This is a genomic window from Marinobacter sp., assembly GCF_048266785.1.
Lineage (GTDB): Bacteria > Pseudomonadota > Gammaproteobacteria > Pseudomonadales > Oleiphilaceae > Marinobacter.
Map to the genome: position 1 here is coordinate 36,337 of NZ_JBLWYX010000019.1, position 18,056 is coordinate 54,392.

Annotated in this window: 25 protein-coding genes; 8 read left to right on the top strand and 17 right to left on the bottom strand. The window is 54.3% G+C overall.

All coding sequences use genetic code 11. The features are described 5' to 3' along the window. Positions 1 to 231, bottom strand: coding sequence for a hypothetical protein (locus ACN0V1_RS18790; protein WP_417546466.1), 231 nt, complete (start codon positions 229 to 231; stop codon positions 1 to 3). A 26-nt stretch (positions 232 to 257) separates the two neighbouring features. Beyond that, positions 258 to 911, bottom strand: a complete 654-nt coding sequence (locus tag ACN0V1_RS18795) for a hypothetical protein (protein ID WP_417546467.1) — start codon at positions 909 to 911, stop codon at positions 258 to 260. 94 nt (positions 912 to 1,005) lie between these two features. Between ACN0V1_RS18795 and ACN0V1_RS18800 the strand changes: the two genes are divergently transcribed. After that, positions 1,006 to 2,763: a hypothetical protein gene (locus ACN0V1_RS18800; protein WP_417546468.1), complete on the top strand. Its 1,758-nt coding sequence runs from the start codon at positions 1,006 to 1,008 to the stop codon at positions 2,761 to 2,763. A gap of 35 nt (positions 2,764 to 2,798) precedes the next feature. Here ACN0V1_RS18800 and ACN0V1_RS18805 read toward each other — a convergent pair whose 3' ends face one another. The 6 genes from ACN0V1_RS18805 to ACN0V1_RS18830 all read right to left on the bottom strand — a co-directional run bounded on the left by ACN0V1_RS18805 (position 2,799) and on the right by ACN0V1_RS18830 (position 7,956). Continuing rightward, entirely contained in the window at positions 2,799 to 3,527 is a 729-nt protein-coding gene (locus tag ACN0V1_RS18805) for a hypothetical protein (RefSeq protein ID WP_417546469.1), read from the bottom strand. Between the two features lie 200 nt (positions 3,528 to 3,727). Continuing rightward, a complete protein-coding gene (locus tag ACN0V1_RS18810) occupies positions 3,728 to 4,345 on the bottom strand; it encodes a DNA-binding protein (RefSeq protein ID WP_417546470.1) in 618 nt (205 codons plus the stop codon). 65 nt (positions 4,346 to 4,410) lie between these two features. Continuing rightward, on the bottom strand, positions 4,411 to 4,542 hold the full coding sequence (locus tag ACN0V1_RS18815; protein WP_417546471.1) for a hypothetical protein: 132 nt from the start codon (positions 4,540 to 4,542) through the stop codon (positions 4,411 to 4,413). 75 nt (positions 4,543 to 4,617) lie between these two features. Then, positions 4,618 to 5,295 (bottom strand): cold-shock protein, encoded by a 678-nt coding sequence (locus ACN0V1_RS18820; RefSeq protein WP_417546472.1) that lies wholly within the window; start codon positions 5,293 to 5,295, stop codon positions 4,618 to 4,620. Positions 5,296 to 5,324: 29 nt separating this feature from the next. Continuing rightward, a complete protein-coding gene (locus ACN0V1_RS18825; RefSeq protein ID WP_417546473.1) occupies positions 5,325 to 7,058 on the bottom strand; it encodes a phosphoadenosine phosphosulfate reductase family protein in 1,734 nt (577 codons plus the stop codon). Between the two features lie 409 nt (positions 7,059 to 7,467). After that, positions 7,468 to 7,956: a hypothetical protein gene (locus ACN0V1_RS18830; protein WP_417546474.1), complete on the bottom strand. Its 489-nt coding sequence runs from the start codon at positions 7,954 to 7,956 to the stop codon at positions 7,468 to 7,470. Between the two features lie 239 nt (positions 7,957 to 8,195). Between ACN0V1_RS18830 and ACN0V1_RS18835 the strand changes: the two genes are divergently transcribed. Further along, positions 8,196 to 8,657 (top strand): hypothetical protein, encoded by a 462-nt coding sequence (locus ACN0V1_RS18835; protein ID WP_417546475.1) that lies wholly within the window; start codon positions 8,196 to 8,198, stop codon positions 8,655 to 8,657. A 24-nt stretch (positions 8,658 to 8,681) separates the two neighbouring features. Here ACN0V1_RS18835 and ACN0V1_RS18840 read toward each other — a convergent pair whose 3' ends face one another. The 3 genes from ACN0V1_RS18840 to ACN0V1_RS18850 all read right to left on the bottom strand — a co-directional run bounded on the left by ACN0V1_RS18840 (position 8,682) and on the right by ACN0V1_RS18850 (position 9,940). Beyond that, on the bottom strand, positions 8,682 to 9,116 hold the full coding sequence (locus ACN0V1_RS18840; RefSeq protein ID WP_417546476.1) for a DUF6283 family protein: 435 nt from the start codon (positions 9,114 to 9,116) through the stop codon (positions 8,682 to 8,684). Next, a complete protein-coding gene (locus ACN0V1_RS18845) occupies positions 9,113 to 9,523 on the bottom strand; it encodes a hypothetical protein (RefSeq protein WP_417546477.1) in 411 nt (136 codons plus the stop codon). Before ACN0V1_RS18845 ends, ACN0V1_RS18840 begins: the two co-directional genes overlap by 4 nt. A 141-nt stretch (positions 9,524 to 9,664) precedes the next feature. After that, on the bottom strand, positions 9,665 to 9,940 hold the full coding sequence (locus ACN0V1_RS18850; RefSeq protein WP_417546478.1) for a hypothetical protein: 276 nt from the start codon (positions 9,938 to 9,940) through the stop codon (positions 9,665 to 9,667). A 143-nt stretch (positions 9,941 to 10,083) separates the two neighbouring features. Here ACN0V1_RS18850 and ACN0V1_RS18855 point away from each other — a divergent pair, with 143 nt between their 5' ends. Then, positions 10,084 to 10,521, top strand: a complete 438-nt coding sequence (locus tag ACN0V1_RS18855) for a LexA family protein (protein ID WP_417546491.1) — start codon at positions 10,084 to 10,086, stop codon at positions 10,519 to 10,521. A 215-nt stretch (positions 10,522 to 10,736) separates the two neighbouring features. Here ACN0V1_RS18855 and ACN0V1_RS18860 read toward each other — a convergent pair whose 3' ends face one another. Then, a complete protein-coding gene (locus tag ACN0V1_RS18860; RefSeq protein ID WP_417546479.1) occupies positions 10,737 to 12,029 on the bottom strand; it encodes a type II toxin-antitoxin system HipA family toxin in 1,293 nt (430 codons plus the stop codon). Beyond that, positions 12,004 to 12,342 carry a helix-turn-helix domain-containing protein gene (locus ACN0V1_RS18865; RefSeq protein ID WP_417546480.1) on the bottom strand — a complete coding sequence of 113 codons (339 nt, stop codon included), beginning with the start codon at positions 12,340 to 12,342 and terminating at the stop codon, positions 12,004 to 12,006. Before ACN0V1_RS18865 ends, ACN0V1_RS18860 begins: the two co-directional genes overlap by 26 nt. A gap of 237 nt (positions 12,343 to 12,579) precedes the next feature. Here ACN0V1_RS18865 and ACN0V1_RS18870 point away from each other — a divergent pair, with 237 nt between their 5' ends. From ACN0V1_RS18870 to ACN0V1_RS18890, 5 genes are all read left to right on the top strand, one after another. Continuing rightward, positions 12,580 to 13,122: a hypothetical protein gene (locus ACN0V1_RS18870; RefSeq protein ID WP_417546481.1), complete on the top strand. Its 543-nt coding sequence runs from the start codon at positions 12,580 to 12,582 to the stop codon at positions 13,120 to 13,122. Positions 13,123 to 13,136: 14 nt separating this feature from the next. Continuing rightward, positions 13,137 to 15,074, top strand: a complete 1,938-nt coding sequence (locus ACN0V1_RS18875; RefSeq protein ID WP_417546482.1) for a hypothetical protein — start codon at positions 13,137 to 13,139, stop codon at positions 15,072 to 15,074. 78 nt (positions 15,075 to 15,152) lie between these two features. Beyond that, the gene (locus ACN0V1_RS18880) at positions 15,153 to 15,401 is read left to right on the top strand and encodes a hypothetical protein (RefSeq protein WP_417546483.1); all 249 of its coding nucleotides are present in this window, start codon (positions 15,153 to 15,155) and stop codon (positions 15,399 to 15,401) included. A 58-nt stretch (positions 15,402 to 15,459) separates the two neighbouring features. Beyond that, positions 15,460 to 15,768 carry a hypothetical protein gene (locus ACN0V1_RS18885; RefSeq protein ID WP_417546484.1) on the top strand — a complete coding sequence of 103 codons (309 nt, stop codon included), beginning with the start codon at positions 15,460 to 15,462 and terminating at the stop codon, positions 15,766 to 15,768. Positions 15,769 to 15,834: 66 nt separating this feature from the next. Continuing rightward, positions 15,835 to 16,149, top strand: a complete 315-nt coding sequence (locus ACN0V1_RS18890) for a hypothetical protein (protein ID WP_417546485.1) — start codon at positions 15,835 to 15,837, stop codon at positions 16,147 to 16,149. Positions 16,150 to 16,236: 87 nt separating this feature from the next. Here the strand turns inward: ACN0V1_RS18890 and ACN0V1_RS18895 are convergent, their stop codons facing one another. The 4 genes from ACN0V1_RS18895 to ACN0V1_RS18910 all read right to left on the bottom strand — a co-directional run. Then, positions 16,237 to 16,467: a hypothetical protein gene (locus tag ACN0V1_RS18895; RefSeq protein ID WP_417546486.1), complete on the bottom strand. Its 231-nt coding sequence runs from the start codon at positions 16,465 to 16,467 to the stop codon at positions 16,237 to 16,239. 27 nt (positions 16,468 to 16,494) lie between these two features. After that, complete coding sequence (locus ACN0V1_RS18900) at positions 16,495 to 16,917, bottom strand: hypothetical protein (RefSeq protein ID WP_417546487.1); 423 nt, start codon at positions 16,915 to 16,917, stop codon at positions 16,495 to 16,497. Positions 16,918 to 17,084: 167 nt separating this feature from the next. Next, on the bottom strand, positions 17,085 to 17,714 hold the full coding sequence (locus ACN0V1_RS18905) for a hypothetical protein (protein ID WP_417546488.1): 630 nt from the start codon (positions 17,712 to 17,714) through the stop codon (positions 17,085 to 17,087). Continuing rightward, positions 17,707 to 18,056 (bottom strand): type IIL restriction-modification enzyme MmeI (locus ACN0V1_RS18910; protein WP_417546489.1); only part of this gene is annotated, 350 nt, incomplete at its 5' end. The genes ACN0V1_RS18905 and ACN0V1_RS18910, both read right to left, overlap by 8 nt.

Consider the following 18,056-nt stretch of genomic DNA (forward strand, 5'->3'; position numbering starts at 1 on the left):
TTACTCCCCTTTCAGGTTTGCTTCTACCAGGTCACAGAAGCTTGCAACTGTGCTTACGGTCTCCTGCATCACCGCATCAAGGACAGGCACATTTTTGAGGCTGTCTAGTGCGGCATTGTAGGCAGTGATCATCAAGCCAGTTTCAGCCTTATCTTCTTGGCTTAGAGCGTCGGAATCCAGAACCAGCTGAGCTGCATCATTGAGCCGAACGATTAGGGAATGGATTTGCATTGACTGCACTCACTATTAGCGGAAAGTTATTTAAGACCAGGCTGCAGCCTCGATACTGCGCCTGGTGCGGGGAAATGCTGGCTCAACTGCTCTCGCAGTGCCTGCTGGTCACTGATGGTCAGCGGTCCTTTGGGAAAAAACTCATCAGAGTCGATCCGATCCAAGCTGTTTTTTTCGGCATGCTCATTAACAAGCTCGTAAGGCTCAACCCCTTGAGCCGAAAGCTCGGATAGCTGCTCGCTTCCCAATGTAAGCCCCATATCGCTGGCGCTTAACCCATAGTGCTTATTCAGCAACTCATGGACCAGCACGAAGTAGCCATGCTGCTCATCTTCTTCCTGACCAGCAAAGAAGGCCGGCAACCCTTCAACCAGCTTGTTTGCTGCTGCATGCAGATCGCACCCTTGAATGCTGTCAGCAATCTGGAAATGGCGCCCTCCCCCAGGCAAACCCATAACCACCAGCCCCAGCGGCTCTTTAGTAGCTGGCTCTGGCCCGATGGCATAAGCGGCCATTACTGCTGTCCCCATAGGCGTATGGAAAGATGCGCTTTGGATATTCATGGCCTCGTATAGCTTGTTTCCGTCACGCGGATTCACCATACGCCCTGTGGCAGGGAGGTTGAGCTTGGGTACCATCTGCACCACCCAGTTCATATCAACCAATTTTTGATCGTCCATATCTAAACCTCTAGGGATTAACGCGGCTCTTGGCATGGTGCCACACATTTTATAATTTGGGTATAGTATGACAGTACGCAGAAGAGGACACACCATGGACACCTTCACCCGCTCCTACCAGGTTCACGAGTCAACGCTTGCTGTCATTGCACCCAGGATCAACAAGCTGGCCAGCATTGCTGACAAGCTTGGTTTGCCACCGATCAAAATGGAGGTGACCGGCGAAGAGTTCAGGGAAACCGCGAAACATGGGCAGGTTGATAAATTCGTTACCCTGGAGCTTTCTGGTGCCCTGCCCGTCCTTAACGGCTGGCGGTTTCTTGGCAAGCTTGAGCACACCGCCGAGGGAAACATTCTCAAAGGATTCGGCGCCGGCGAAATTGAAGAACGTTTTGCTGACTGCAAACCAAATTGCGATCACTGCAATACGTTCCGCCAGCGAAACGGAACCTTTGTTGTTAGCCACACAGATACTGGGGAACAAAAGCAGGTTGGGTCTACTTGTGTCGAGGACTTCACTGGGCACTCAGACCCTCACCTGCTGCTGTCATTCTATGACGGCATTGGGGCTCTGGGCGCCAGTGGCGAACCGATCTATGAAGACATTGATGAGATTGCGGAGTCTGAGCCTGGGCTGCGCCGATCCTCGTGGCTAACTGTTGAGGACACCCTGGCCACCGCTTGCGCGGTCATCCGTCATGACGGGCGATTTGTCAGCGCCAGCAAGGCCGAGAAAGGCGAAGCTTCCACCGCCGATACAGTCCACGCTCTGATGATGAAGGCTGGGGGCGCGCCTCCAAATATTGTAGAGCAGGCGGATAAGGCCAAAGGCGCTCTGGTGCTTGAGTGGATGCGTAATGTAGAAAGCAACGGACAACCCTACCTGCACAACCTGAAGGTACTGGGCAAAGCGGTCGCGTTCGATGCCAACAAGCACATTAACTTTGTTGTTTCGGCACCTGCAGCCTATGAAAGGGCAGTTGCTGGGCGGCTAGCCGAGGAACAGAGGCTGAACCCCAACACCAACCGCCATATCTTGGAGCAAGGAGAGAAGTTCAAAGGCCGCAAGGTGGTCTTCGAGAAAGCCGCTCAATTTCCAACCCGCTTCGGCGTTTCGGCCAATCTCACTTTTACCGACGTGGAGACAGGTGCCACCTTCCTCTGGAAAACCAGTTCCTCATGCCCGATGAAGAAAGGTCATGAATACCTGATCAATGGAACGGTCAAGGGCCATAGTTATTACCAGGAAAGAGCACAGACAGAGCTTGTGCGGGTTGCAGCACCAGACCTTGATTGCCTGGAAACACTTACGGCCTCGTTCCGTCACTACGAGTTAGGCGATACAGAAAAGCAGCTCAAAGCCATTTTGAAAAAGCTAAGCGACCCCAACGTTGTCAACTCCCAGAACATTACCCCCCTTATTGCGGTCGGCTTTTACGCGGAATCTGACAAGCAGGAACAGTGGCTACCTGTTATCAATTCACTGCTTGCAGCCGGGGCCGATCCTTTACAAGAGACAGGATACGACCAAACGCTCAGAACACCGCTGGATATTGCCCTTATGTACGGGGGCGGCAGCCCAATGCTTGTTGACGCATACCTTACGCACCTTGCAAGCAAGGGTGTTGAGCCCAGAACGGTTCGGACAGTTCTCGTAAACCCAGATGCCGATAGCTTGGTTTGGCATGCTTACGACCGAAGCGCTGGCGAGCTTGAGGCCATGCTGACAGTTATCGACAAGCACGACTTGACCCTGCACCCGGCTTTAGTCGAAAAGCTGGAATCAGCCGGGATACGAGAGGACGATGGCTTTGAACTGAACAGCGCGCGCGCCGCGCCCAGGATAGGGTAAGGGCGGCGCATCCGTGCGCCTATGAGGAAAGTGGTTTATTGGCGCGGTTGCGGATGGGACCGGGCAGTTTCGTTTTGAAGATACGTGCTGCAGATCATGTGCATGGCTAAGTCACCACCCATGATTCTGCTGTCACTGAGGGCCATTTGGTAGGCTGCACTCCCCAGCGAGCTGTCACCACTAACATGATAGGCTCTCAGGAGTGTTTGGCCGCTTCGGCTACAAGCAACGGCCATGTCGTTATCATCTTCAATGCTATCCATGCTGCTGACAAAGGCAGCCAAGTGCTGCTTATCACTGAGGCCCGCCAAGGCCTGTCCAGCGTCTTCAATCTGCTGCCAAACGTGGGAGTAAGGCGGGGTTTTCCCCATGACTTTACTAATCATCAGGTCGGTCAATGGTGACAGGTTGGTTCCAGGCTTATATCCCGTAAGGTCAGTGATCACCTCTACGCCCCTTGTCTCGGAGACGATGTGATCAGGGCGAGCATGAACCAGGGTGCGGCCTGCCATTCCCAGCATCGCATTCCCTAAGCGCTCAACCTGATTCTGCAGATCAGGGAGCCCAAATACAGGCTTTGCTGCAAACAAGGCCGCGTCACCAGCGCGAAGCTGCCGAATTGTCATCGCAATTTGGGAGTCTGGTGGAGCGATGCCCATGTAGGACGTATGAGGTCCATCCTGCAGCGCCTGCTCGTACACATTGGCCAGGCGACCGAGAGCTTCTTTGATTGTGTTTTTTGATGCCACATCTATGCCGCTCATGCCGACGCCCCTTTGTTTGCAAAGTATTATAGTACCAGATTAAGGCGCTATTTCCTGATCCATGCTTGGGACATAGGGGGTCCAGAAAAACGTGGTACCTACAGACCGTCCGGTGATCGTTGACACCAAACCGCGCAATGGCCCTCGACAGGGCTAAGAGATAGATACCCCTCGGCGGGCGAGAGACATGGAGCAAGCCGTCAAGGCTTACTTCGACTGCCGCCCTTCGCCAGCTCAAGCAACTCCTGTTGGAGCTTCGCTCCCGCTGCCTTAGCCTCTTCAAGGTCCGCTTTTTTGTCATCAAGCTGCGACGCGAGGCTGGCAACTTTCTGCTCGGCCAGCGCCTTTTCTGATTGCAGCTTTGCCAGCTGACGTTGCACTTCCCCCAACTGGGCTCTGAGTCCTTCAATAACCTCGGCTGATCCAGCTATTTCAATCTGCTGGAGTTCGACTTTGGCCTCTAGGCTCTCAATGTCACCCAGCGCGGCATCACGCTCAGCAGTCAGCTGGCGAACCTCAGCTGACGCCTGTTCTTTGAAATTGCGCAGCTCACTATCTGCCTCTTGCACAGAGACATGCCACATATCCGCCGTGGCTTTAAGCATGATTTGCGTTACCGAGTCTGGAAGCTTGCGCACAACGTCTTGCGTCTTGTTCAGCTCTTCAATCCACTCCCGGCGAACTGGCGTGACGTAGCTTGCGGAGCCGCGCCCCATGTCGGCTATGACCTCTTGAACGGTCGGGTGCCGACCGGTGGTGCGCATGAGCTTGTTCAGTGACGCGACAATCTCCGCACGTTTCTTATCGCTGATAGCCATAGTGTTATCCTTATGAGAATCTGAGTGTAATGTAATACGCTCCATTACACTCAGCAAGAGCGTACCTAGTTGTCACGTACCGCGTCTTCGGCCCTCTCCAACTCAGCCTCACTCTGCCCCATCAAACTGAAAACCGAAACCGCCCCACCTACCAGCGCAATAACAAGCAAGAGCACCCCAAAAGGATTCATTTTCACGCACAACCTCATGATCTTTGAATTGCCGGCAAAACACCGGTTAGTTACCTATCGGCCAGAAAAAACCGTTCCGCATCATTTCGAGTTCAAGAATGCAAACACAATGGCAATGAACACGAAGAAGCCGAAGATTGAGCAAATGGTGTGGAAGGGGCCAGCATCAAAAATGTCTTTATGGCGGGGCTTGAGTCCTTTCTTCACTGACGCGATTTGAGTCTCGACAAAGGCCTGGTTCGCTTTTGCAGCATCATCATCTGTTGTAACGCCTGCCTGCATCACCAAAGCAATATCGGCCGTTACCTGCTGAATGGTGTATCTGTGGTTTTTATTCATCCAGGCCCGACCCGTGCGCTTATCCCTCTCAAGGTTGATAACGGCGTTGCAGCCTGTTCGCGCCGCTTTATCTTTGAGTATTTCGACGGCCTCATCGTAGCTTCTTGCCTCGACACTGATTGTCGTGTAGTTGAAAACCACCTCATTGCCCTTGCCGCAGGACTCAGACCTGCTAACAATAATGTCTTCGCTCTCAAGTGGTCTGAACACCTTGAAGCCCTGAGCTATTGCAACCTTTTTCGCGGCCATGCCTTTTGGCGTCGGGTGCTCTGTAAACGAGACCGGCTCACCCTTCTTGATCTTGTCCTTATCCTCATCTGCCACATTGTTGATATGAAAGAAGTAGCTTTCATTGTCATCACTACTGATGAAGCCAAAACGCTTTTCAGGCGAGTAGGAAACAACCATTCCACTTTTCAAAATTTGCACCTTATGCCGCGACTGATTGATTAGAACAAGTCGAGTTGAGCTGTTGAACGCAGGCGCTCGATGAGCGCGTGGGGGTCGTGCAGAAAGGGTTGAATCTGGTGCCGGTGAATCTGGTTTGACATGCGCAGCATGCGGTCCCAGTCACTGTATCCACCCTTGTATAATTGGATTGTACCCAATCCCATCAGGTGAAGTACCGCATCGGCAGGCGCGTCTGCCAGGGTGACTCGCTCCAAAGCGTAATCAAGCTCAAACTCGTAGAAAAGTTCAGCCCCCTCTTCATCAATATCGAAGCAGTCACCCTCGTTCGTTGACTGCAGCGCGTATGTGCCATCCCTCAACGTCTTCAAGGGCTCGCAGTCTGCTGTAGCAGCGTCGATATTGCGCAGGCCATTGAAAAGCGCATTGTAATGGCGGTCGCAAAACGGCACCTCAGCGCTGAACTTGACGTCATTAGCGGTGTAGTCGGGTAGTTTGCTGTAGTCAGGGATGCGTACCGATTTACCGCGCTCTTCAATATCACGGTACAGACGTACAGCGGTAAACGGCTGCTGGTAGCCGTAACGCGCCCACAGCATGTCGATAGCAATCACCTGCTGCAGGGTCAGCAGGGTGAAGCGCGGCTTTACGCCTTGGCGCCAAGCCTTAATCCGCTCATCACGTTGGATTGTCAGGGCGATTCCCAAAAGCTCTTTGCAGAACGATGGCGAGTACGCATTGGGTTGAATTTTGATGGTCCCGCGCTCTTCATTGATCGAGCGGCCGAGCCAGCAACGCGCGCTGGGGTCGAAGTGACGTTTCTGGATGTAGTTGCGCAGTTCGTTCAACGGGCGCATCCAGTTGAAGCGTCCCTGCTCATCCGCAAGCATGTTCTCAGCAGATTTATCGCGTGACACTCGCAAGCAGGTCCAGCAGCCCGTGCGAGCCGAACACGGCGCACGTGGCACTTCTGTACCCGCGACATAAGCAACGACCATACAGTCCCCGCCGTTCATGTCACGATAGACTGTCAGAAGCTCTTCCCAGCTGTCATAGGTATGCAGCCGGCCGCTGGTCACCCGGCCGATCAGCTCAAACACGTCATCGGCCGTAAAGTTCGCTATCGGGCTCAGCACCAGATCACCACTTGCTGCGTTCAAAACTCTCGCTTCGGTGGCACTCTCCCCTCTTGCTTCCATCGCAGCTCCGCGTACCAGCGACTCATCAAATCGAGTGCCAATCACAGAGACGATACGCAGGTGTTTGCGCTTGGTCCCGGTGGTCTTGGCCAGCTGCTTTTTGATCTGGCCTTTCAACTGCTTGAGCGGGTATGCCTTCATAGTCTGCTGACATTTGGTATTTGAGCCAACAGAGGCAATGGTTCGGCCACCGATCAGCGATACCAGGTAGTCATGACTCAAGCCCGGTTCTGCCAACCAAACCTGAACAGGGAGATGCTCAGAACTGTACGCCCGAATTTTCGCCAGCTGCCGCTGATTGTAGGCGTGAATAAGGGGGTTCTCGACGCGGGTGTCGCTGTGAACAACATGGATCGTCGGCACAGGGTTGCCTTCGGCCACCCACTCATGCGCAGCCCAGATCGTAAGCGCCAGCGTGCAAGAACTATCTTTACCCCCGCTGTATGCGACAACCAGGTGAGAGCCAAGCGCCAGCTCGCGCTTAATGGCCTTTTTGGCCTCTTCGATAAGCAGATCAAGACCGGATAGCTTGTCGCTAACGTTGACCACCTGGATAGCTGCGTTAAATGCCGACACCTGTGAATCCTCCAATCGTTGACCTGGATTCATTATGACCCTATATGATTGCACGTGCAATCAATTATAACGCTTAATTTTCCCTAGCCAGAGAACACGAGCTATGTCCGCAAAACAGCTTCGACTGAGAGTCCATGCTGATCACTTGTAGCACGAGGTCGCCAAGGCCCGGCTGGTGCTTGCGGGCCAGAGCGTAGTTGAGGGGCGCCGACGTGCCATAAGCTGGCCCGCCTCATTGGCGTTGAGCTTGTTGGTGTGACGAGACAGGCCGTGCTTTTGCAAACGAAGGGGCAGCATGTATGTCGCAGGATAGGCCTGGATCACTGCATCAGATTAGAGGTGTCTACCAAGCACAGCCCTTACTGTCTCACTCGCTCAGGGAGTAGCCGCGCCCCACCATCGGCCTACATCACTTGGCCCGCTCCTTCTGACCCTGATACTTACGAATCAGTTCTTCGGCCCCGCGCGTGTACAGATCGGTGGCTGTAGTCTGCATTTCTTTTGCCGCCTCCAAGACAGCTTCATGGCGGCTGGGCTGTGTACGCAAAGTGAAGTTATAGGTGGCTGGCTCAACACCCTTCATGGCCAGCGACTGCCCCATTCTACCGTGATGAGGCAGTGTTTCCGCCTCCTTCCCTTCCAGAGCCCGCTTGTAGCCCTGCCCCGCCCGACCGGCCTTGTTTAAGCGCTCAACGTGACGTTTGATGGTTATGTCGTCGATGGCTTCCAATCCTTCCTCTGCAACAAGGCGCCGTAAGGAAAGAGCCTGCTTATAAGCAACAGCATACCGCGAGGTTCCCAGCGTCGAGACCGACTCTACCAACTCGTCGTATTGGCTTTTGTCGATTGGGTCTACACCCGCTAGACCGGCTGCACTACCTTTTTTGGTTGCTTTCAAAGCTATGTCCTGTTTTCAAAAAAATGAGGCTTATCTGGTGAAAGCAAGACGCGAGAACAAACGCCTTTCGACCATCAGAGCCATAGGTTGCACTTTATAGCTATTTGGTTGCACACGCAACCAATTGTAGTTTTTGCCGCTAACGATCAAGCAACAGAGTGACCATCATTGGGGCTTCCTCAGTTGCACCGTGCTATGCTCTAGGAGAGTACAGCGCATGTTTGACATGGAGCCGCCCTGTGACATATCCCCTTGACCATCGCCTGTTTGAAACCATTGGCTTGCTCACTAGGCGGGACTTAGCCAGCTCAGCCGCGCAGGCTGCGCGCAAACACCTTCTGGAGGGTGTCAGCCAGTCGGATGCCGCACGAAGTCATGGCATTGGCAGGTCGAACGTACGGGACACTGCCATTGCAATTACGGACCAATACAAACTGATTTGCGCTGCTTACGGTACCGCTCTACCAGCAGCCGGATCAGCGCCAGCAATCTCAGGCAGCATGTTCGATGCCATTGCAAAACTAACCCGCCGCGATGCGGCCAAACCGACAACTATGGCGGCTCGCCTTGTAGTGGTAGACGGGCTGCGCCCCAAGGAAGCAGAGGACAGGACGGGGGCCAGCTCTGGCAATGTAAGCAACGCGGTTAGCCGTATCAGAGAGGCACACAGCCAAATTTGGTCGGCTTTAGGTGGTCATTGAGCTGTTGTTCGGGCGGGCTGGCGCTCATTCCCGCCAGCTACGGCAAGGCGCTAATACCGGGTCATCTGGCGAGACGCCATTGGCCTCTGCCATTTCTCTGTAGGACTCAAACAACTCGTGGCCACCATCGCTGACTTTGCTCAGGTCCAGGCGCCCCTGGATGAGTGACAAGCGAACACTCATGTTGTGATCGGCGCCTTTGAGCAAAAACCCGGCACAGGTTGCCGACTTGCTTGAGCCGGATGAGTGACAGCCGAAGGTGCTATCAGCCATATCATAGGCGGTCTTTGCACTCACTTTGAACGCATCTGCTGGGAACACCCCTACCGCATCACGGCGCCAAGGACAGTCAGGACAAGGCTCTCTACGATACCGGGACTTTCCCTCACCACTTGAAACCACGGTGACGACCTGATGGTCGTCATCAACGGGGGTAACCTTTTCTACCTTACTTTTCACTCTGTCATTCCCTCCCACTTGGCGCCGTGCTTCCACCATTCAACCGAGTCAAACTGTGCGGCCTGGATCACGATATCACCACCATGGCCAAGGCGCACAAGTCGGTAGGCGCGGGTGCGCCCTAGCCCGAATCGCACCGGCCGAGCTTGGTTCACAGCATCAAGGTTCTTCGCCATGCCTTCATCCACCGCTTTATGCTGGTTCAGGTAGCCGAAGGATGGAGCCGCCAGGAACGGGCAGGCCTGCAGCGCGTAGGTCGCACATTCTGGATGCATACCGGCATCAGCAAACAGATGATTGGCTATGGAGACGGGACCGCCAACGAACGCAATTTCATCGTCTAAGGCTTCGCCGCAAATAGAGCAACGACGCTGTTCAACGCATGTTCGCCACTTGCTGGGGTCCATAACCCGAAAGTCCGCCTTGCCGTCCAAGACGCTCGCGAAGAAAGGAACAGGGTATCCCCGGCCATCTTTTGTCAGCCTCTTGATACGCTCAGGGGCATGTATGCACTCTAAATCTGTCCAGGCTTTCAACGCTCTGCCACCTCAGTCAAAGTTCGGAATGTCTGAAACTTCAAAGGTGGACAACTGATGAGCCCACGACATGGCTGACATGCCGAAAAGGTCAGCCCCCTCAAGTTCTTTTACCTTTGCAGTCAGCGTTTCAAGATTGCAGTTTTCGAGGGCGCTTTCGAGATAATACTCATCGAACTGATTGGATACACCCCAGTGCTTCTCGCCGCTCCGCCAGGCCTCCAGCTCTGCGCTCATGCGGGTTTCAACGTTGACCAGCAGGTTGTTGAGGCTAACTTGTGAGGACATGATGGCTCCGGTATCTATTCTCTATGGCTAGATTATAACGCCTATTTGCTTGCACGTGCAATCATTTATAGAGGCCAGATTGATCGCCCCGCCCTAGCCACATACAATACTGTTTGAATATACAGTCATCAGAGCCCCCTTCAATGCGCCACGCACCGCCACTCTCGCCTCAAGCGATCAGACCCAGCCGCACGCGAATACCGGTCGGCGGGCAGGTCAGCTGCGGCTTTCCTTCCCCTGCAGCTGACCACCAGCAGGCGGAACTGTCACTTGATGAGTTAGTGGGACTTGGCCCACGGTCTTCTCTCTTCATGCTGCGCGCGTGGGGAGACTCGATGCAGGGAGAAGGCATCTACGATGGAGACGTGCTCATCGTAGACAAAGGAGCCACCGCAAGGGTCGGCAACATCGTTGTTGCCGTGATTGACGGCGAGTTTCTGGTTAAGACCGTGGCCGAACTGCCGGACGGCTCACGGGTACTGGAAGCCGCTAACCCAGATTACCCGCCGATACCAATAAGCGAAGATCAGACCCTTTTGATATGGGGCGTGTGTAAATGGAATCTACACCAACTGACATGATTTATTCTTTACCAGCTATGCTTCTCGCGCACTCACCGGCTGAGAACCATACCGGGCATGCGATTTACTGATCGAGCCGTCGATTACCGCTGGCCAACCCCGCCAGATTCGGTGTCGCCTGCCGCCGCAAGCTCTTTGATGCTCGCGGCGTTCAGCAACTGTAACGCTCTATCGGCGGCAGATGCAGTCATAGCCTGTTCCATGGTAAGCGCCAGCTATCTCCCTGGCGTAGGCTCGCGAGTCTGAGCCGCGCTGGCTGTAAGGTCAGAGCTGGACTGCAGATACGCCATACGCTTGCTGTAAGCGATGTTGTGCAGCAGCCCTGACTCAAGCGTAGTAGCCCCGGCTTGGCTGAAATACGTCCCCGCCTTGGACGTGACAGCGAGCACTCGGTCAACCGCATCCAACGCCTCTTGGTGGCTCAGGCCAAACCGGTCGGCCATGGACAAAGCATTCTCCAATGACGCCTCCCGGCCGTACCGGCCAATAGAGAGCGCCATCAGGTCTGTCTGTTTCGGGTGCGGCAGAACATCAAAAACTGGCGCCAGCGTGAACCGCTCACCTCCCGCATGCAGGAAGCCGTGGTTCTTCAAATGATCGTCGGTGTTGCCTATCGCGACGTTCAGCACCATCCGCGTGAACAGCTCTCGACGGTCAGCTGCAGGCCCGCTGCTGACTTTCGAGAGAATATCAGCCAATCGGATATAGCTCATCGCCCCTTCTGGGTCACCATCGCGCGCGCGGTCGGCATTGATCAGCGAGTTACCGCTAAGATAGTGACGCTTGGAACCGTCCGGCCCACGATCAAAACGCTCGATCATGAGCATGGCTTTACCCGCGACGTGGTGCAGCATGTGACGTGGAACCTCCAAGCCACAATCAACAGCCATCTGGAGGCTAGCCATTTCAGCAATGGGCTGATTGAACGTGTCATCAGTCCTGCTGAGCTTGCATATCCACTCGCTGCCCTCATGGGCCACGGTAAACTTTGGCCTGGCACCACCCATAGACGACCCGTAGACAAGCGCCTTATGAATGTGTGGCGGCAAGTCCTGCAGCTTGTCTACTGTGCCCTCTTCAATCAACTTCTCTGCCTGAACCATCAGCTCAGATACGAGCGCCAATTCAGGCGGTGTTTCAATGACTGGCACCTGGTTACGAGAGGCCGAGAATATGAGCGAGCCCACCCCGGTTCCCTTGGCAGATATCAACCACTCAATCTGATTGGCTGGCGCCTGGCGGTGAGTGGCCAACAACACGCGCTGCCCCCAGTTGTCAGCGCCAGCATCCTGAAAACAGCCCCAACAGCGTCTTGGAGAGTGATACTCCTGCTCACCTAGCGGGAGATTGAGTGGGTCTACAGAGAATGCGTCAGGGCTGGACAACCAGCTTTGAGCATAAGCAAAACGGAAACCGGCATCGCCCTCAGCCAACACGCCCAAAGGCCGATACTCCCCCCCGTGCTGGATGAAGACATAGCACTTAGAAATTGGTGTCCAACTTGTCATCATCAGTTTCCTTGCCAGACTTCTTCGCCCGCGCCAGCTCCAGGGCAATGCCGTACTTGTCAGCTGCTGGATCAGCGATGGCCAGCAATGATTCTTCCAGGTTCAGTGCATGTAGCACCCGACCGAGAACACCGAGCGTTATGCCGGGCTCCCCTTTGATAAGGCGCCCGTAGGTTTGCGAGGTGATCATTGCGGCCTCTTGAAGCTGCCGCTTTGTCATCCTGCGCCGAGTCCGGGCAACTTCGATCTGTAGCCCCAGAGAGGTGAGGCTTTCAGCAACAGAATCAGGCAAGGACGCAGCCTTAGAAGACATGATATATCACCAATTACCTTGCATTACTTATGAAATATCATCAGTCTATACCGACAATGAAGGATTTAACACCCATCTGAGGGGTTTACTCCAGCAGCTCTGGAAATGGCAAACAAGCTCAAAGTCGAGCTGCTGATTTATAAACCCACCTGACCGCATGTCGAACTGGGGCTGGAACCATTGAGCTACAAGCAGACACGAAAGCCGACCACCGCTGCGAGACCGCCAGGTAATGCGGTGCCTACCTACCTGCTTCGCGCTGCGAGCACCGCCTGCATGATGATGGTCCCTTTAGTGGGCGCTGCCTTCATTGTTTTGTTCGTTGCCTTCGATTACGACTGGCGCATGGCCCTGCGAAGCGCGATCCTTCCAGCTGCTGCAATGACCTTCGCATACCCGTTACTCGGCGGTCTCTATGAAGCGTTTACCCCATCCGCCCAAAATCTCGTGGCCGATTTCAATCCAAACCCTAGCACTGACGAAGAGGAAATTGCCTGGTTCTTAACTGCAGCCATCTCTACGGCTTTAATGCTTGGCTTTACCGTCGCATCAGTCCATCAACTCAACGATGCTTTTGCCGAGTACGAGCGCGCCAATCCAGATCGCCGCAACCCGCCATCGTGGGTCGAGCAAGGTATTTTCTCTCGCTGCTACTGGGAGGGTATGGCCGAAGCGGAGCGAACAGAGCCCATATCAGAGGACTGCCGGGGCTCTGCCCCGGCCCGCCGTGGCATGGAACATGAGCTGCAGCGCCAGCAACAGTTACGCTCTATGGAATAGGGAGGCTACCGGACATGATCACACCCAAGTGCCTATGGCTGCCCATCACTCACGGCCTTGCTGACGAGCTGGCAAAAGGCGCCAGCAAAGAGGTCATTGATGACATGACCACACCCGAACTTGCTGCCGCGCTGGTATTGCTCAAGTTGCCCTCCGTTAGGGTCTCAGGACCAGCCAGCTACGAACAGCTGCTGGCCGGCGCCATAGCCGTTGCCAACGAGTCTGTGCGTGAGCAAGGAACAAACCCTTTGCGAGCGATCCTGTTGCGGGACTTGGATGCAAAACTGGTCACCCTATCGCTTACGCTGCTCGATGAGCTTCACATTAAATTGATGACGTTTGAAGAGGTACAGGCACGTGACTACCTGACCCCGGATGGCGAGTGGAGCGGTGACTATTGCGCGCAACGATCAAACATTACACCCGTGAACCACCGCCGAACTGCTGCTGACAACAGCCGGCAAGTCGTACTATCAAGCCCACAAGCGCGCATTGCAGATGCATTGCTTTTGAACGTAGATGAGCCGTTGCATGTTCAAGGCTATGCAGGTGTTGGCAAAACACACCTCCTTGCCAGCCTCATTTCTCTTCTCGGAGCCAAAAGCAGGCCTCTTGTCCTCTCGCAAACCCAACAACAGATGCGCGCTATTAGAGCCCGTGTTCAAGGGGACAACATACACTTCCTAACCTTCCAAATGCTTGCCTTGGAGTCTTTGGATCAACTTGCCTCTCTGGAACCCTACGAATACGAATATTCACGGCCCACACCCCAGCGCATGAGTGGCACAACGCAAATCCGAGATACTGACTTGGCGGCCTACTATGGGTTTAAGCCCCTTGGCTCCCTGTCCGGGCCAAGCGTTGCTAACCTATGCCGGCGAATGATCATGTCTTTCTGCAGCGGCCCGGCCAACGCCATCACCGAGGCAACAATACCGGCCGGCATTAGACTGAGTGCATCTGACCGGGCATTGCTGGTTATGAATGCCACAATCCTGTGGAAAGGGATTCTCAACCCCCCACTGGAATTGGATATCCCCATCCGGGCGTACCACCTGATCAAGCTGATGGCCTTAAAAGGCTATAGAATCCCACCGCACTACAGCCACGTCGTCGTCGATGAAAGCCACGATCTTTCAGTACCCATGATCCAGGTGTTGGAGCGGTCGCCCCAAGCATTCATCACCCTTGGCGATGATCTGCAGGCGCTATCTGGTCACGTGATAAGACACAGCAGCACGGTACGCGAAAGGGAAATAGGCCTGTCGCTAAGAGCCGGCGAGGCTATGGAATCAGTGCTTATGCCCCTGATACAAGCCCACCCCCTTGCCCCGCAACAGCGCTTTGAGGGCAGCCCAGACGTGGCGACCAGCATCAAGCACTACGAACGCCTTGGGCTACCGGAAAAGCCGTGCACGGTACTGGTGAAAGACCATTGGGGGCTGTTTGAGTGGTTCCTGCGGCTTTGTGCCGAGGCGCGCGGCACAGGCTTTGAGCTATTGGCCAATCGCAATGAGTTTCTGCGCTTTGCTACAGACCTGATCGAGCTGCACAACACTGGCCGCAGGGGGACTCACGGCGCCCTATTCAGGTATGACACCTGGGGGAAACTGATGGTCGGAGAAACTGCAGCAGGGAACAAGGCGTTTGAAAGGATCGCCCGGCGACTGGAACGTGGCCTGTCTGCAGCAGAGTTCAAGGCTCTATTCCTTCGCTATGGGGCTGACAGCACCACCGGTTACCGCCTGGCCATGGTCAACGATGTGCGCAACCGCGAGTTCGACGCCGTAATGTTGGCACCTGACCTACTTCCTGCACCGGACACTGTGACCGAAGGCCACAAAGGGAAATTGCTTTCAGCCATCTATACCGGCGCTTCACGCGCTCGACACGAACTGATACTGCCGGGGTATCTGAGTGACTGGGTTTCCGACTTGAAGCGCACTACTTGAAGCCATCCAATCTTGACAGGTGCATTTAACGCACCTTATCCTTTCTGTGGATCACCTATCCAAACAGGGGAGCAGTACATGGGTGCAAAACCACTGAACAAAGCTGAAAGAGCGTGGCTTACCAAGCTCCAGAAAGTGCTTGATGAGTGTCCAAGCAACCGGCTGGCTGCTTACACTATCGGTGACCCAGATATCACCCTATACGACAGTAGCTTTGACCAGCAGATTGACGATTCTGGCTGCGATGTTCCCGAAGCTATTGCAAGGCTTGATGCCTCGCTGGAGTATCTTAGGTTTCCGTTCCCCGTGCATTGTGTACGGGGATAAGGGCATAACATGAGCAGCTCTATACACGCAGACCACTACATTTTTTAGGGGAAAGTCTGTGGCTTCGGTACAAGAAACACTGAACCCCCAAGGCCCAGGCCAACAGGATGAGTTCACCGAATGGATGCGTGGTCCCGAAGCTCGCTTTATCGGTGCCAAGCGATTGCCTGATGGAACGTATGCCGGCGTACTTCCGCTCCTGTTCACTTACGCAATCTGCCTCGGTGTTTCCTACACAGACGCTTACAAGAAGCGCTTTTGCTACAACGACACGTCAACCTGCCTGCATGAATACAGCCAGCTGGCTTCATTCGACGATGAGCCTTCTGGATGGGTCGCAAGACGACCTGATATCCAAGCTAGCTAAGCGCGGGACAAAGTGCCCCGTTCGGCCAAATAAGCGCCCCGAGCGTAGACCACAGGTATCTATAGGATGAATAACCTAGACATTCTCAAGGTTCAGTACCGTAACGCAAAGAAACGCGCTCGATATTGGTCTGGAGTTCCAAGCTCACGTGGGTTCGGCTACAACCCTTGCGCCAACAACGGCCGCGACGCCGATCTTGAGTACGAGACAGCGATGGACGACTGCTCTGCACTGGCAGATGAGATCATGCGCCTGACCGGTAAAAGACCTAGCGTTCCAAGCCCCAAAGAAGACTACAACCACCTTTTTGCCACCAAGGTGATACCAGCCCTTGCGACCAAGACTGACCGTGCCGACACACCGGCAAAAGGTCACGAATAAGAAACACATTAACGGCGCCGTGTCAGGTAACCAGTGACACTTCCCACTTAGGCGGCGTGCTATTGAAAAGAGTGCCTGACGTTCAGCTTACGCGGCTTTAATGGCCTCAGCCCTGAATACCACACCGGTAGCAACTTCGCCGTTAGCGCCTTTGCACACACGCTGAGCACGGGCAGCTGCACGTTCTGCCCCAGCCTGGCTGGTGAAGCGCATAGCACCTTTGGTGGTACCCATGCAGGCAGTACCCCACTCGGCGCACCAGGCATGGAGGTAATCTTTGCCGTACTTCCCATACACGCGCTTCACTAAAAATTCCATAAAGTATATCTCCGTGTCAGGACTGCTTTAGAACGACCAAGTGAACTGGGATTGGTCACTGATAGGTTGCTTACGTCGATCATCCAGATCAGAGAAAACCAAGGCCTCGGCCAGATCGCGGTAACGCTCCAGAATGCCAATCAACTCGGACTTAGCACGCGCAAACATTGCGGTCACGGTCTCATTCAATCCAAGTGGATGCGGCACGAAGAAGAGGTTGATTGCGTTTTGGATAAGCTGGTGCTCTTCACCCGCACGGTCAGTACCGCTGTCTTGCATATCCCCCAGGTTGAATACGCGCGCATGGTTGATGCGGGCTTGATAGACAGCCACCAGCTCAGCCTTTGCACGCTCGAAACGGCCAGCAGCAGTTGTGGCTGCAGCAACAACGGGATGGGAAAGCTGCTCTTCGATGCCGCGCTTGAGGGTTTTGAGTTCGCTGGGGGTCATTTCACTGGCCTCACTAAGTAATAACGTGACCCCATAATAGGTGCGTTTAACGCACCTGTAAAGAGAAATTATTTGGCTGTTCTCCCCGGCTCACGCGCTAATATCTCAGAACGAGCAATCCAGCTCACGAGCAGCAGGGGCTGCGCTCAAGAGCGCAGGTCAATAATCTAAGAGCCTGATTGAAACTCGGAGATACCACGTTTGCGTCTGTTTCTCCTTACAGCTTCAACGCTAATGTCAAACTGTTCAGCGATTAACCAGTCAGGTATGGTTCCGAGTAAGGCTAAGGCCTCTTTTGGAAGAGACTTAACCTTTATCACAGGCTCGATGCCCCGTTTAATTCGTTGTGCGCGCACGGTTTCACTGTCGCACCCGATAAGCCTGGCTATTGCCGAATCACTCATAACCCCAAGATTACTTATCACGTCTGGGGTGAACAGGTGGTGAAGGGATGGTGGTTTGATGGCAGCATCCTTCCGAATACCCAAGCGTTTCCTTTTCTTTTTCACGGCGTTTTTAGAAACACCCAACCGATCCGCAATCTGCTGGTCAGTCTCGTTTTGGAACGAAAAGCTGCTAACACCCTCGTATATTGATACCCCCCATAATGATTTGGGCACGTTGTATGGCGGAATGCCGAGCGAAATTCGCTTCTTCGTAACAGTGCTTTTTGAAGCTCCAATGGATTGTGCGACTTCCGCATCTTTGGCCTTTCCTAGCAGCGCAATCTTATAAGGCGTCCAATGAACGCGATTCTCCGCGTGATTCCCCGGCCTTTTCTTTAGTTTATTAGCCATGTCGCATTGTACTAATTTGGAGGTAACGGTCGAACAAGAAAGCAACCCTCTCAGCATCTGATCTCCAAACTCGCTTGCCGCCAGAGGCGGCGTAGGCTGAGTCTACTGCTCGATCAAGCTCCCGGTGTGCTTTCATAAGCTCTGGTGGCATGGTCAGAGGGTCGTACAGGTCGGCCAGGCATGAACCGTCAAACTTTGCACGAGCCTCCAGCACGGCATCAGCTGCGCTCTCAATGTTATTGGTCTGAGCCGGCGCAAGATCAGCGGGCCATGGGAAGTTGTTGTAGACGATCCCGACTGAGTAGCGATAGTCGGACTTGAGCCTCCCGCAGACGGTGCGCA

Coding starts and splice junctions, on each gene's coding strand:
- ACN0V1_RS18810 (WP_417546470.1), bottom strand. CDS start 4,345: ATGGCTATCAGCGATAAGAAACGTGCGGAGATTGTCGCGTCACTGAAC.
- ACN0V1_RS18890 (WP_417546485.1), top strand. CDS start 15,835: ATGAATAACCTAGACATTCTCAAGGTTCAGTACCGTAACGCAAAGAAA.
- ACN0V1_RS18875 (WP_417546482.1), top strand. CDS start 13,137: ATGATCACACCCAAGTGCCTATGGCTGCCCATCACTCACGGCCTTGCT.
- ACN0V1_RS18880 (WP_417546483.1), top strand. CDS start 15,153: ATGGGTGCAAAACCACTGAACAAAGCTGAAAGAGCGTGGCTTACCAAG.
- ACN0V1_RS18805 (WP_417546469.1), bottom strand. CDS start 3,527: ATGAGCGGCATAGATGTGGCATCAAAAAACACAATCAAAGAAGCTCTC.
- ACN0V1_RS18800 (WP_417546468.1), top strand. CDS start 1,006: ATGGACACCTTCACCCGCTCCTACCAGGTTCACGAGTCAACGCTTGCT.
- ACN0V1_RS18850 (WP_417546478.1), bottom strand. CDS start 9,940: ATGTCCTCACAAGTTAGCCTCAACAACCTGCTGGTCAACGTTGAAACC.
- ACN0V1_RS18905 (WP_417546488.1), bottom strand. CDS start 17,714: ATGGCTAATAAACTAAAGAAAAGGCCGGGGAATCACGCGGAGAATCGC.
- ACN0V1_RS18845 (WP_417546477.1), bottom strand. CDS start 9,523: ATGGACCCCAGCAAGTGGCGAACATGCGTTGAACAGCGTCGTTGCTCT.
- ACN0V1_RS18855 (WP_417546491.1), top strand. CDS start 10,084: ATGCGCCACGCACCGCCACTCTCGCCTCAAGCGATCAGACCCAGCCGC.
- ACN0V1_RS18790 (WP_417546466.1), bottom strand. CDS start 231: ATGCAAATCCATTCCCTAATCGTTCGGCTCAATGATGCAGCTCAGCTG.
- ACN0V1_RS18865 (WP_417546480.1), bottom strand. CDS start 12,342: ATGTCTTCTAAGGCTGCGTCCTTGCCTGATTCTGTTGCTGAAAGCCTC.
- ACN0V1_RS18900 (WP_417546487.1), bottom strand. CDS start 16,917: ATGACCCCCAGCGAACTCAAAACCCTCAAGCGCGGCATCGAAGAGCAG.
- ACN0V1_RS18895 (WP_417546486.1), bottom strand. CDS start 16,467: ATGGAATTTTTAGTGAAGCGCGTGTATGGGAAGTACGGCAAAGATTAC.
- ACN0V1_RS18860 (WP_417546479.1), bottom strand. CDS start 12,029: ATGACAAGTTGGACACCAATTTCTAAGTGCTATGTCTTCATCCAGCAC.
- ACN0V1_RS18795 (WP_417546467.1), bottom strand. CDS start 911: ATGGACGATCAAAAATTGGTTGATATGAACTGGGTGGTGCAGATGGTA.